Raw genomic sequence first — 12769 nt, forward strand, 5'->3', positions numbered from 1 at the left:
TTCGCAGCGCAGTGGCGCTTGCACGAGCGAACCGCCCACATCCGAATCGAAGCGCATTCGGCACATGGATCGGCAGCGGCATCCCCTCGGCGATGCTCCGAAGCGAGCTCAGTCCTCGTCGCGGGTGAACGGCGCCAAGCGCAATTTGACCCGATGCTCGACCCCAGCCGGGCACTGCCCCGGCGCCGGGCCGCGGAAATAGCTGCGCTGCCAGCCTTCGCGCCTGGCCTCTGGATCGTCTTGCTCCAGATCGTGCAGGAACTGGCCGCGGCTGCGCATCCAGGCCTGATAGTCGCGCTCCAGTTCCGGCGTCTGCGATAGCGGTTGCCAGCGCGGTTCGGTCTCGGCCAGCACCTGCCGCTGCACAGGGAAGAAGTGGCAGAACGGCTCGCCGGCGTCGAAACGCACGCGTCCCGGACGGGTGAACTGCCAGTTCATGGTGAAGGTGTACGGACTCCAGTCGGTCTCGATCAGGCCAGTCAGCCCGGCGATGCCGTCCTTGGGCCGGTTGACCGGCGCGGTCACATACAGATCCATGCCCGGCTCGGTACGGAACAGGCAGGGCACGTGGAAGGTGAGCACGCCGTAGCCGAAATGGCTGACCGCTGGCGCGTTGCTGCCGGCGTCGGGGTGGAGGCGGATGGCGTCGAGCGCGTTGCCGCCGCTCCATTCGGCCTCGAATCCGCTCTGGCACAGCAGCTCCCAGCCGTGCGCGTTGGCGATGTCCAGCGGCAGGCAGCGGTAGGCGTAGCGCTGGTCGGTGCGGTCCATCCACGGCCGCTCGCGCGGCGCCGGGCGCACGTCGAGGGTATGGCCATCGAGAACGTGGGCGGTGAGTTTCATGGCGGCGGGCTTGGCTGAGGGATGCGCCGAGTGTGACGCGTCCGCGCCGGCCTGGCGACCGTGCACGGTTGCCGCAGTGCGCTCGCTGCGGTCGGTCGCGGCTGGTCGCGGCCGCGCACCGCAGCGCGGTCGTGCGCGGTCGATGCTGCGAAGCAGAAGGTGCCTGCGTTGCAGGGCGTGCGCGGTGCTCCGGCGCGTGGACCCGTGCTCAGTCCGCTTCGAATTCCAGCAGCGCCACGCCGTCGCCGACCAGCTCGCCCTCGCGCACACGGTAGCCGTGCACCACGCCGTCGGCGGGGGCCTGCAGGGTGTGCTCCATCTTCATCGCCTCCAGCACCAGCAACGCCGTGCCGCGCGCCACGCGGGTGCCGGGCGCGACCAGCAGCGCGACGACGCGGCCGGGCATCGGCGCGGTCAGCCCGCCGGCCTCGGCGATCGGCTGGTCGGCCTCGGCGACTGGATCGTGCAGGTCGAACGAGTGCGCCTGGCCAGCGACGAACAGATGCAGGCGGCTGCCGGCGAACACCGCGTCGGCGTGCACGCGGTGCACATCGAGCTGTGCCAGCAAGCGCCCGTCCTGCAAGCTGCCGGTGGCGAGGAGCACGGCGTCGGTCGCGTTGTCGTGGATGCGCCAGCCTGCGTCGGTCGCCGCCGCGCGCAGCGTGCGGCGCGCATCGCCCTGTTGCAGGATCAAGCTGCGCGGCGCGGGTTCGCCCAGCCGCCAGCCGTCGCGCAGGTCCCAGGGCGAATGCGGGTCGCTGGGCTGCGCGGCCTCGCTGCGCTCGTGCAGCAGCCAGGCCAGCGCGGCCAGGCTCCAGGTCGGCTCGGCGGTGGCCGGCGCGGTTTCGAACAGCGCCGCATGCTCGCGCTCGATCAGCGCCGTGTCCAGATCGGCGCCGGCGAACGCAGCGGTGCCGATCAGGCGCTGCAGGAACGCGGCATTGGTGGCCACGCCGACCACCTGGCACGCCGCCAGCGCCGCCTGCATGCGCCGCAGTGCACGTTCGCGGGTCTCGTCCCAGACGATCAGCTTGGCGATCATCGGGTCGTAGTGCGGGCCGATGACGTCGCCCTGTTCGACACCGGCATCGACGCGGGTGTGCGCATCCGCCGCCGGCAGGCGCAGATGCTGCAGCGTGCCGGTCGAGGGCAGGAAGCCGCGCGCTGGATCCTCGGCGTACAGCCGCGCCTCCAGCGCATGGCCGCGGATCGCCAGCTCATGCTGGCGTCTGGGCAGCGGCTGGCCGGCGGCCACACGCAGCTGCCACTCGACCAGATCGGTGCCGGTGATGCACTCGGTGACCGGATGTTCTACCTGCAGCCGCGTGTTCATTTCCATGAAGTAGAACGCGCCGTCGGGCGCGACGATGAACTCCACCGTGCCGGCGCCGACATAGCCGACCGCGCGCGCCGCTTCCACCGCGGCCTGGCCCATCGCGGCGCGGCGTTCGGCGCTCATGCCCGGCGCCGGAGCCTCTTCCAATACCTTCTGGTGGCGGCGTTGCACCGAGCAATCGCGTTCGAACAGGTAGGCCATTTCGCCATGCGTATCGCCGAACACCTGGATCTCGATATGCCGCGGCCGCAGCACGTATTTCTCGACCAGCACGTGGGCGTTGCCGAACGCGGCCTGCGCTTCGCGCTGGCAGGCGGCCAGCGCGGCGACGAAGTCCTCGCTGCGATCGACCCGGCGCATGCCCTTGCCGCCGCCGCCGGCACTGGCCTTGATCAGCACCGGATAGCCGATGGCGTCGGCCTGTTCGCGCAGGAACGCCGGCTCCTGGCGTTCGCCGTGGTAGCCCGGGGTCAGCGGCACGCCGGCGGCATGCATCAGCGCCTTGGCCGCGCTCTTGTCGCCCATGGCGCGGATCGCTGCCGGCGGCGGGCCGATGAACACGATGCCGCGCGCGGCGCAGGCCTCTGCGAACTCGGCGTTCTCGGATAGGAAGCCGTAGCCGGGATGGATCGCCTGGGCGCCGCTGGCGTGGGCGGCGTCGAGGATGCGTTTGCCGCGCAGGTAGCTGTCGCGCGCGGGGGCGGGGCCGATGTGGATGGCTGCGTCGGCCAGGCGCACATGGCGGGCGTCGCGGTCGGCATCGGAGTAGACGGCGACGCTGGCGATGCCGAGTTTGCGGCAGGTGGCGATCACCCGGCAGGCGATCTCGCCGCGATTGGCGATCAGGATCTTGTCGAACATCGGCAGGTTGGGCGTGGCCATGGTCAGTTGCCTGGAAAAGGGGTGTCGTGTCTTGCTGTTGCTGTTGCTGTTGCTGTTGCTGTTGCTGTTGCTGTTGCGGTTGCTGTTGCTGTTGCGTTTGCGGTTGCGGTTGCGGTTGCGGTTGCTGTTGCTTTGGCTGTTGCCATTGCTTTTGACTTATCGGGTTCCCTTCCGAAGCGGCGGCCATGGCGGGGAAAAACCCCGAAGGGGCGGCGCACATGGATGTGCGCCGTTCGCGGCAGGAGCAGGATGCCCCTTCCGCGAATCCCCGTCATGGACGCGGACCCGGAGCGCGGAGCGCGGAGCGCGCGAGGCAGGGCGCGCTTGACCAGCCTTCGGCTGTGGTAAAGCGCTTCTTTTGGTTACTTTTCTTTGCGCGAGCAAAGAAAAGTGACTCGCCGCAAGGCGAAAGCCTTTGCCTTTGTCTTGCTTCTGGCATTGAGCTTTTGAAGCTTTGAAGCAAGAGCAACAGCTTCCGCTGGCGCGGGTCACTTTTCTTTGCTTGTGCAAAGAAAAGTAACCAAAAGAAGCGCTTTACCACAGCCGAAGGCTGGTCAAGCACACCCCGCAGCGCGCCTTCCGCGCTTCGCGCTCCAGGTCCGCAGGCACGACGGGCATTTTTCGATGGCACTTGTCCGCTACGCGGCCAAGCCCAGGGCAGGCGCCTCACGGCGCCTGCCCGTTCGCCGGGGCGAAGCAGTGCTTCGCCTTTCTCCGGCTCACCCATGTGCCAGCGAAAAACGACGCGCATCCTGCGCGTCGCCCTTCGGGTATTCGCCCGCCGCGCCTGCCGCGCCGAGGGGGCCCGGTAGATCAAGAGCAAAGCAACAGCAACAGCAACAGCAACGGCAACTGCAGAGGCAACGGCAGAGGCCGAGGCGATTCTTTCGGCCATGCGGCGCATGGCGGCCAATGACCGTCGCGCTTGCAAAGCAGAGCGATCGCGCCCGCTCACATCCGGAACACCCCGAATCGGGTCGGTTCCGCCGGTGCGTTCAACGCCGCCGACAGTCCCAGCCCCAGCATCCGCCGCGTCTGCGCCGGATCGATGATGCCGTCGTCCCACAGCCGCGCACTCGCGTAATACGGATGCCCCTGGCGCTCGAACTGCTCGCGGATCGGCGTCTTGAATGCGCCCTCGTCCTCGGCCGACCAACTGCCGCCCTTGGTCTCGATGCCGTCGCGGCGCACCGTTGCCAGCACGCTTGCCGCCTGCTCCCCGCCCATCACCCCGATCCGCGCGTTCGGCCACATCCACAAAAAATTCGGCGAATACGCGCGGCCGCACATGCCGTAGTTGCCGGCACCGAACGAACCGCCGATCACTACCGTGAACTTGGGCACCTTCGCGCAGGCCACCGCCATCACCAGCTTGGCCCCGTCCTTGGCGATGCCGCCGTGCTCGTACTTGCGCCCGACCATGAAGCCGGTGATGTTCTGCAGGAACACCAGCGGGATGCCGCGCTGCGCGCACAGTTCGATGAAGTGCGCGCCCTTCAGCGCCGACTCGGAGAACAGGATGCCGTTGTTGGCGACGATACCGACCGGATAACCGTGCAGATGCGCGAAGCCGGTGACCAGGGTGGTGCCGTAGCGCGCCTTGAACTCGTCCAGGCGCGAGCCGTCGACCACCCGCGCGATCACCTCGCGCACGTCGAACGGCTTGCGCGGGTCGGCCGGGATCACCCCGTACAGCTCCTCGGCCGGATACAGCGGCGGCTCCGGCGCGCGCAACGCCAGCGCCGGCTCGGGCTTGCGCCAGTTGAGCTGGGCCACGATCGCGCGCACCCGCGCCAGCGCCTGCAGGTCGTTGTCGGCGAAATGGTCGGCCACGCCGGAGATGCGCGTGTGCACGTCGGCGCCGCCCAGTTCCTCGGCGCTGACCTCCTCGCCGGTGGCCGCCTTCACCAGCGGCGGGCCGCCGAGGAAGATGGTGCCTTGCTCGCGCACGATCACCGTCTCGTCGCTCATCGCCGGCACATAGGCGCCGCCGGCGGTGCACGAACCCATCACGCAGGCGATCTGGGCGATGCCCTGCGCCGACAGGTTGGCCTGGTTGTAGAAGATGCGGCCGAAATGGTCGCGGTCCGGGAACACCTCGTCCTGCAGCGGCAGGAACGCGCCGCCGGAATCGACCAGGTAGATGCACGGCAGCCGGTTCTGCTGCGCGATTTCCTGCGCGCGCAGATGCTTCTTCACCGTCATCGGGTAATAGGTGCCGCCCTTGACCGTGGCGTCGTTGGCGACGATCACGCATTCCACCCCGGACACGCGGCCGATGCCGGCCACCACGCCGGCGCACGGCACCTCGTCGGCGTACAGGCCCAGCGCGGCGAGCGGGGCGATTTCCAGGAACGCGCTGCCCGGGTCGAGCAGCGCGTCGATGCGCGCGCGCGCCAACAGCTTGCCGCGCGCCTGGTGCTTGGCACGCGCCGCGGCGCTGCCGCCCTGGGCGATGCGCGCCTGGGTCTGCTGCAGGTCGTCGACCACCGCGCGCAGCGCCGCGGCATTGGCGGCGAAGGCATCGCTGCCGGGTTGCAACTGGGTCTGGATCACGCTCATGGCAGGGCCATCGAAAGGAGGAAAAGAGACTCCGTGTAGGAGCGGCTTCAGCCGCGACACTGTACCGGGAGCGTGTCGCGGCTGAAGCCGCTCCTACACGAAGCGCATCACATCACTGCGCATCGCATCACTTGGTCCGCTCGAACAATTCGCGGCCGATCAGCATGCGGCGGATCTCCGAGGTGCCGGCGCCGATCTCGTACAGCTTGGCGTCGCGCCACAGGCGTCCGGTCGGGTAGTCGTTGATGTAGCCGTTGCCGCCGAGCACCTGGATCGCCTGTCCGGTCAGCCAGGTCGCCTTCTCGGCCGCGTACAGGATCGCGCCGGCGGCGTCCTGGCGGGTGGTGCGGCCGGCGTCGCAGGCGCGCGCCACCGCGTACACATAGGCGCGGCAGGCGTTGAGGCCCACGTACATGTCGGCCAGCTTGCCCTGGATCAGCTGGAAGTTGCCGATCGCCTCGCCGAACTGGCGGCGCTCGTGCACGTACGGCATTACCACGTCCATCGCCGCGGCCATCAGCCCCAGCGGGCCGCCGGACAGCACCAGCCGCTCGTAGTCCAGGCCCGACATCAGCACGCGCACGCCGCCGCCGACGCTGCCGAGCACGTTCTCCACCGGCACGGCGCAGTCCTGGAACACCAGTTCGCAGGTGTTGGAGCCGCGCATGCCGAGCTTGTCCAGCTTCTGCGCGGTGCTGAAACCCGGCATGCCCTTTTCGACGATGAAAGCGGTGATGCCGCGCGCGCCGCCGGCCGGGTCGGTCTTGGCATAGACCACCAGCACGTCGGCGTCGGGGCCGTTGGTGATCCACATCTTGTTGCCGTTGAGCACGTAGCGGTCGCCGCGCAGTTCGGCGCGCAGCTTCATCGAAACCACGTCCGAACCGGCGCCCGGCTCGCTCATCGCCAGCGCGCCGACGTGCTCGCCGCTGCACAGCCGGGGCAGGTAGCGCGCCTTCTGCGCGGCGCTGCCGTTTTTGCGCAGCTGGTTCACGCACAGGTTCGAATGCGCGCCGTAGGACAGGCCGATCGCGCCGGAGGCACGCGAGATCTCCTCCATCGCCACCACATGCGCCAGGTAGCCCATCGCGCTGCCGCCGTACTCCTCCTCCACGGTCAGCCCGAGCAAACCCTGCTCGCCGAGCTTGCGCCACAGCGGCGCCGGGAACGCGTTGTCGCGGTCGGCCTGCTCGGCCAGCGGCGCGATCTCGCGCGCGGCGAAGGCGGCCACCGTGTCGCGCAGCAGGTCGATGTCCTCGCCCAGTTCGAAATTCAACGACGGCATCAGCATGGCGGGCTCCGGAGGCAGGCGTGCAGCGGACGGGACGCCTAGAATCCAGGCGGCGCCGGGGAATGGACCCCAGCGTAGCCGGGAACGGCGAAGAAGTGAACAATAATTCATTAATTGAACCTAGAATCACCCCATGGCCTACAAACGCTCCGCGCTGATGGAAGAACGCCTTGCCGGCAACCGCCAGCGGATCCTGCTGGCGGCGCGGCGGCTGGTCGCCGCCGGCGGTTTCCGCGGCGCGCCGGTCACCGCGGTGGCGGCCGAGGCGGGGGTGTCCACCGGGCTGATCTACCGCCACTTCCCGTCCAAGGCCGAGCTGTTCGTGGAAGTGCTGACCGCGGCGGTGGACCACGAGCTGGCGATCCTGCGCGGCATCGCCGCCGAACCGGCGCCGGCGGCGCAGCGCCTGCGCGCGGCGATCGCCTCGTTCGTGCGTCGCGCGCTGGCCGGGCCGGGACTGGCCTACGCCTTCATCGCCGAGCCGGTGGAGCCGGAGGTGGACGCCGAGCGCATCCGCTGCCGGCGCCTGTTCGGCGATCTGTTCAAGGGCATCCTCGCCGACGGCGTGGCCGCCGGCGAATTCCCGGCGCAGGACCTGGACGCGGCCGCGGCCTGCCTGGTCGGCGCCTACACCGAAGCCCTGGTCGGGCCGACCGCGCCCAGCCGCGACGGCCCGCGCGACAGCCACCGCCTGGTCGAGGCGGTATGCGGTTTCTGCCTGCGCGCGGTCGGCAGCGCGCAGACCGGATAGGCCGCGCTTGCGTAGCGCAGTGTCGGCGCCGACACGGCCGCGTGCAGGACGACGCGGTCGCGGTACGCGGCTGCGCCCCCGGCAGCGCATGGAAACAGCCATATGGCCGATGGCGTCTCCCGGCGCGCCGCAAAACTGCTGCGATGCAGCACGCACCGTCTGCGATTGGACGCCGCGCCGGACTGCCGTGCGCGGCAAACGCTGGCTATACTCGGCTGCGTAGCGGTGGTCCGGTCACCACGTGCCAAAGGGGTGTGATGTGCGGAATTACGACCTCGAATTCCTCAAGAGGTTCTCGTTGGTGCTCGGCCTGTTGGCCATCATCACGCTCGGACTGATCGCGTTCGCTGCGTATTTGCACGGATCGATTCCGCCGGAGGTCTCGCCGGTGGCGCTCAAGCGCACCGAGGAACGCATCGCCCCGGCGGGCGCGGTCTATGCCGGCAGCACAGGCGCCGCAGCGCAGGCCGCCGCGCAGGCGGCGGCGCTGGCCAAGGCCTCGGCGCAGGTCGCCTACGGCGGCACCACCGACGGCAAGGTGATCTTCAACAACCTGTGCACCGCCTGCCACACCACCGGCGTCGGCAAGGCGCCGACCCTGGACCATGCGCATTGGGATGCGCGCATCGCGCAAGGCAAGGACACGCTGTACAAGCACGCGATCGAGGGCTACACCGGCCCCGATGGCGGGATCATGCCGCCCAAGGGCGGCAATCCGGCGCTCAGCGAAGCGCAGGTCCACGCCACGGTGGACTGGATGCTGTCCAACCTGAAGTAAGCGCGCGCGGCTTGCGGGTTTCCAGCGCCGCCTGCGGGCGGCGCGTTCGTGTTCGATGCCGGCCGCATGCCGGCGCACTAAGGAGCGTGATCGCATGCGCCTGTTGCCCCCGCTATTGTCGTTGCTGCTGCTGGCCGGCGCGCCCGCCGCGCATGCGTTGACGCCGCCGCCGATGGTCCCGATCGGGCAGCTGCGCCCGGCCGACAGCGCGCAGGGCGTGGTGTTCGAAGGCGTGGTCACCGCGCGCGTGCAGGTCGGCGGAGACGCCTATCTGGTGCAGGACGCCGGCGATGGCGATCCGCTCACCGCCGACGCGCTGCTGGTGCAGGGCGACGCCGACGCCACGCTGGCGCCGGGCGACCGGGTGCGGGTCTGGGGCGAACTGGCGCCGCGGCGCGCGGCGAGCCTGGCGTCGGCTGGCACGCCGTTCGCCGGGCGCAGCGTGCGCGCCGCCGGCCACACCGTGCTGGCGCGCGCGCAGCCGCTGCCGCTGCAGGTGCTCGACGCCGCGCCGGCGGACTGGTCGGCGCTGGCCGGCATGCGCGTGCGCATCGACGCGCCGCTGACCGTGGTCGATACCGACGCGCTGGCCAAGGCCGGCGAACTCGGCGTCGCCTTCGGCGGACGCTTGTGGCAACCCAGCGAGATCGCCGCGCCGGGCAGCGCCGAGCAGGTCGCGGCGAGCGCCGACAACGCGCGGCGCCTGCTGCTGCTGGGCGAAGCCGGCGCGCATGCGCCCGACAGCCTGCCCGCCTATCTGGGCGCCGGCGAGGCCGCCGCCGCGCCGCGCGCCGGCACCACGCTGCAGGGCGTGGAAGGCATCGTCGGCGGCGTGGTCGAGGGCGCGGCGCGGCTGTATCCGACCGCACCGCTGCAGCTGACCGCGCCGCCGGTACCGGCGCCGCCGCAGGTCGCCGGCACGCTGCGCGTGGCCGCGTTCAATCTGGAGAACTTCTTCAACGGCGACGGCCGCGGCGGCGGCTTCCCGACCCTGCGCGGCGCACGCAATGCGGCCGAGTTCCAGGCGCAGCTGGCCAAGCTGGTCGCCACCATTCGCCCGCTGCAGGCCGACGTCGCCGCGCTGATGGAACTGGAGAACGACGGCGACGGCCCGAGCTCGGCGATCGCCACGCTGGTCGCCGCGCTCAATGCCGGCGACGGCGGCGACTGGCGCTTCGTCGATGCCGGGCGCGGCCCGGGCGACAACCCGATCCGGGTCGGGCTGATCTACCGCGCCTCGCGGGTCAGCCCGGTCGGCAAGCCGGCGGTGCTGGAAGGCGGCCCGTTCGCCGCGCACAGCCGGGTGCCGCTGGCGCAGGCGTTCCGGCGCGGCAATGGGCCGCCGTTCGTGGTCGTCGCCAACCACTTCAAGTCCAAGGGCTGCGGCGAGGCGAGCGGCGACGATGCCGACCGCGGCGATGGCCAGGGCTGCTGGAACGCCACCCGCACCGATTCGGCGCGGCGCCTGGACGCGTGGCTGCGCACCGATCCGACCGGCAGCGGCAGCCGCGCCAGCGTGCTGCTCGGCGACTTCAACGCCTATGCGATGGAAGACCCGCTGCGCCTGCTGCGCGACGCCGGCTGGCGCGATGCGCTGGCGCGGGCGCAGGTCGAGCAGCCCTACAGTTTCATCTATCGTGGCCTGAGCGGCCGCCTCGACCACGCCCTGCTGAGTCCGGCGCTGGCGCCGCAGCTGCGCGGCGCGGCCGAATGGCACGTCAACGCCGACGCGCCCGACGCCGACGGCTACCGCGAACGCAATCTGCCCGGCCCGTGGCGCAGCTCCGATCACGCCCCGTTGCTGCTGGGCTTCGAACTCTGAGAGCCGGGATTCGGGATTCGTCGAAGCGGAGGGCTGCGACTTTCGCCGAGCGCGGCTGCGTTCAGTTCGGCTCTTGGAATAACGGATGGTGCTACTGGGTGGGGTCCTGATGCGCAAGCAGAGGCGCGGTCTCCCAGGTCGCGCGTCCCCCCGCTGTTGCCGATCTCTGCGTTTCAACAGCCGAATGGCGGGTCATCCCGAATCCCGAATTCCCAATCCCGGCGACGCATGCCGATGCCCGTTGCGCCGCCAGTTCCACAGGTGCGCGCTCGCCAGCAGCAGGCTGCCGGCCACGGTGACCGGGGTTTCGGCCTGCGCGCTGGGAAATCCGGTCGCGCCGGCCAGCAATCCGCACAGGCCCAGCCCGGCCATCGTCCACAACGGCCACGGCAGCGGACGCTGCCGCTGTGCGCGCCATAGCGCCAGCCCCGCCAGCGGCAGCGCGATCGCCACGAACAGCCCATGCACCCACTCGGCCTGCGCCCACACCCCGAACAGGGGCAGCGTCGCGGCCAGCAAGGGCAGGGCCAGGCAGTGCGCCAGGCACAGCGCCGACAGCAGCACCGCGGAGGCGTCGAAGAAGGGCTGGGGCAGGGATTTCATGGGCGGCGACTCGCGGGCTATTGTGTTACATAGTAACATTTAGTCCAGGCCGCGAACGCATCGCACAGCGATTGCTGGATGTGCTGCTGCCGTTGAAGGCCACAGCGGTGCCGATAGCGCGATCATGCCGCCCAAGGGCGGCAATCCTGCGCTGACCCAAGCCCAAATCCAGCCACGGTGTGCTGGATGTTGGCAACGCGAAATGCCCTTGGCGGCTGCTGCCCGGGCTTGGCATCCTTGCCGCGCCGACCGGCGCTTCTTTGATTCCGCCGCTATGTGGGTCGGCGTCGCATCCGGCTCCGGTCAGTAGCCATTGCGCATCGCCTCTTCCTGCTCGGCATAGTCGTTTTCACGCATCTGCGCACGTTCCTCGGGGGTCGTCGGCATGCTATCCATCAGCCGTCGCCCGCCCAGTCTCTGCAACTGATCGTCGGTGTGCTTAACGATGTTTTCCAGGTCCACAAGATTGTGGTAGCCCTGCATCATGCGTTCGAGACGTTGCACATCCGCCAAGGGCGCGCCGCTATCACGCAAGGACTGCAGACGGCGCTCGGCGCGCGCGTGGTGGCGCGCGAATTTCTCCGGATGCAGTCCTTGCGCCTGGGCTGCGCGCAATTTGCTCGCATTGAACTGCATGACATCTTGTTGCACGCTGGCCATACGGCTGGTCGTGGTCCTGGGCGCAGAGATCGTCTCCAGTGGCCCGAGCGCGCGCAGCATGTCTGCGAGTTGACGGTCGCGCGCCTGGTTGCGCGTCTCGATCAGGGCAGTGCGCCTGTCGAGCACCTGCTGCTCCTGCGGCGTCGGCCCGCGACGCTCTTTCGACAGTTTGCTCGATATAGTGCGTTCCTGATTGTCCAGTGCCGCCAATTCCTTATTCAGGGCGCGGATCGAAAATTCTGGATGGTGACGCTGCGCCATTGGCTTTTCGGCCTGGGCCTGGTCAGGTTTCTGCTTCGGTACGGTCAATTCAGCCCTCAGCTTATCGAGCAAGTGCTGCTCCAGTGGGTTGGGATCGCGTTCCTCGTGGAGCATGTTGATCAATGCGTCGTGTCTGCCATAGCGCGTGGAGGGCTGTGGCTGGGCGCGCGATGGCATGCCCTCCATCGCCTGGGCATGGGCAGGACGGCGCATCGGCCCGGCCTGTGGCGCGGGTCGGGTAGGAGCTGCCGCAGCGGGTGGCCGGGTGGTGCGTGGTGGCGCGTTTCCGGGCGACTGCATGGCAGGGCGTTGCTGTCTACCGAAGGCCGTTGCCGCCGGTGTCGGGGTTGGCCGGCGATCAGCGGCATTTGCCTGTCCGGACGCTTCGCGCGATGGCCGTGGCGAAGTTGCAGTCTGCTGCTGGGACATTTTTCTTTGCAGCGAAAGCAGTGATTTTTGTGCCGAATTCAATGATTTCTGCATCGAGCTGAGCAGGCTCTTCGGCCTGCCTGCATCCCCCGCCGAATGGGACCGAGGGGCGCGGCCCAACGGCTGCGGGACGGTCGCCGCGCCATCGGCCTTGGCAGCGCCATGCGCGTGATTGCCAGCAGGCGTGGCGGTTGGCTCAGGAGCGATCCTGGACTTGCTAAGAAACGGTACCTTCAGCTTCATGGCCAACTCTCAGGGATCAATATGAAGCAACGCTAGGCGATGGCACGCCCTCCAGGCGCAAGGAATGCGAAGTTGTTTCGTCTGAAGCGAGAAATTGGCATGCAGCATGGTGATGCCTCGACGGATGCGCATACCGCGGAGGATCGACGATGCAGTCAATGACATCGGCCGACCAAGCCATCCGAACCGGAGGGACAGGGTCGTTATGGAGGCATCAAGCCCAGGGCGGTAGGGAGCGCACTGGCTTGCGACTCGATGCGGATTGGTGTGTTATATAGTAACATTTGAAGATTGCATCCAACGCCCTT

Annotated in this window: 8 protein-coding genes and 3 pseudogenes; 4 read left to right on the plus strand and 7 right to left on the minus strand. The window is 69.1% G+C overall.

Annotated features, from left to right (window positions below; genetic code table 11):
• Positions 1-108 precede the first annotated feature (108 nt).
• The 5 genes and pseudogenes from KHF85_RS01125 to KHF85_RS01140 form a co-directional block, all read right to left on the minus strand.
• Complete coding sequence (locus KHF85_RS01125; RefSeq protein ID WP_284568192.1) at positions 109-843, minus strand: DUF6065 family protein; 735 nt, start codon at positions 841-843, stop codon at positions 109-111.
• Positions 844-1051: 208 nt separating this feature from the next.
• Positions 1052-1318, minus strand: a pseudogene (locus KHF85_RS20555) (acetyl-CoA carboxylase biotin carboxyl carrier protein subunit); the annotation flags it as partial.
• 45 nt (positions 1319-1363) lie between these two features.
• A pseudogene (locus tag KHF85_RS01130) lies at positions 1364-3040 on the minus strand (acetyl-CoA carboxylase biotin carboxylase subunit); the annotation flags it as partial.
• 972 nt (positions 3041-4012) lie between these two features.
• The gene (locus KHF85_RS01135) at positions 4013-5623 is read right to left on the minus strand and encodes a carboxyl transferase domain-containing protein (RefSeq protein ID WP_284568194.1); all 1611 of its coding nucleotides are present in this window, start codon (positions 5621-5623) and stop codon (positions 4013-4015) included.
• A 127-nt stretch (positions 5624-5750) separates the two neighbouring features.
• Complete coding sequence (locus KHF85_RS01140) at positions 5751-6914, minus strand: isovaleryl-CoA dehydrogenase (RefSeq protein ID WP_284568195.1); 1164 nt, start codon at positions 6912-6914, stop codon at positions 5751-5753.
• A gap of 133 nt (positions 6915-7047) precedes the next feature.
• On the opposite strand from KHF85_RS01140, the gene KHF85_RS01145 reads away from it, so the two are divergent.
• From KHF85_RS01145 to KHF85_RS01155, 3 genes are all read left to right on the plus strand, one after another.
• The gene (locus KHF85_RS01145; protein ID WP_009574648.1) at positions 7048-7665 is read left to right on the plus strand and encodes a TetR/AcrR family transcriptional regulator; all 618 of its coding nucleotides are present in this window, start codon (positions 7048-7050) and stop codon (positions 7663-7665) included.
• A 259-nt stretch (positions 7666-7924) separates the two neighbouring features.
• Positions 7925-8443, plus strand: coding sequence for a c-type cytochrome (locus KHF85_RS01150; RefSeq protein WP_053114211.1), 519 nt, complete (start codon positions 7925-7927; stop codon positions 8441-8443).
• 94 nt (positions 8444-8537) lie between these two features.
• Complete coding sequence (locus KHF85_RS01155) at positions 8538-10265, plus strand: ExeM/NucH family extracellular endonuclease (RefSeq protein WP_284568196.1); 1728 nt, start codon at positions 8538-8540, stop codon at positions 10263-10265.
• 192 nt (positions 10266-10457) lie between these two features.
• Here the strand turns inward: KHF85_RS01155 and KHF85_RS01160 are convergent, their stop codons facing one another.
• Complete coding sequence (locus KHF85_RS01160) at positions 10458-10868, minus strand: MerC domain-containing protein (RefSeq protein WP_284568197.1); 411 nt, start codon at positions 10866-10868, stop codon at positions 10458-10460.
• 88 nt (positions 10869-10956) lie between these two features.
• On the opposite strand from KHF85_RS01160, the pseudogene KHF85_RS01165 reads away from it, so the two are divergent.
• A pseudogene (locus tag KHF85_RS01165) lies at positions 10957-11060 on the plus strand (c-type cytochrome); the annotation flags it as partial.
• Positions 11061-11171: 111 nt separating this feature from the next.
• Here the strand turns inward: KHF85_RS01165 and KHF85_RS01170 are convergent.
• The gene (locus KHF85_RS01170) at positions 11172-12461 is read right to left on the minus strand and encodes a hypothetical protein (RefSeq protein WP_284568198.1); all 1290 of its coding nucleotides are present in this window, start codon (positions 12459-12461) and stop codon (positions 11172-11174) included.
• Positions 12462-12769: the final 308 nt, after the last annotated feature.

It is taken from the genome of Xanthomonas graminis pv. graminis (genome assembly GCF_030168915.1).
Lineage (GTDB): Bacteria > Pseudomonadota > Gammaproteobacteria > Xanthomonadales > Xanthomonadaceae > Xanthomonas_A > Xanthomonas_A translucens.

Bases quoted from the DNA above. Each gene is read 5' to 3' on its own strand.
- KHF85_RS01140 (WP_284568195.1), bottom strand. From the start codon at position 6,914: ATGCTGATGCCGTCGTTGAATTTCGAACTGGGCGAGGACATCGACCTG.
- KHF85_RS01135 (WP_284568194.1), bottom strand. From the start codon at position 5,623: ATGAGCGTGATCCAGACCCAGTTGCAACCCGGCAGCGATGCCTTCGCC.
- KHF85_RS01160 (WP_284568197.1), bottom strand. From the start codon at position 10,868: ATGAAATCCCTGCCCCAGCCCTTCTTCGACGCCTCCGCGGTGCTGCTG.
- KHF85_RS01155 (WP_284568196.1), top strand. From the start codon at position 8,538: ATGCGCCTGTTGCCCCCGCTATTGTCGTTGCTGCTGCTGGCCGGCGCG.
- KHF85_RS01145 (WP_009574648.1), top strand. From the start codon at position 7,048: ATGGCCTACAAACGCTCCGCGCTGATGGAAGAACGCCTTGCCGGCAAC.
- KHF85_RS01125 (WP_284568192.1), bottom strand. From the start codon at position 843: ATGAAACTCACCGCCCACGTTCTCGATGGCCATACCCTCGACGTGCGC.
- KHF85_RS01170 (WP_284568198.1), bottom strand. From the start codon at position 12,461: ATGAAGCTGAAGGTACCGTTTCTTAGCAAGTCCAGGATCGCTCCTGAG.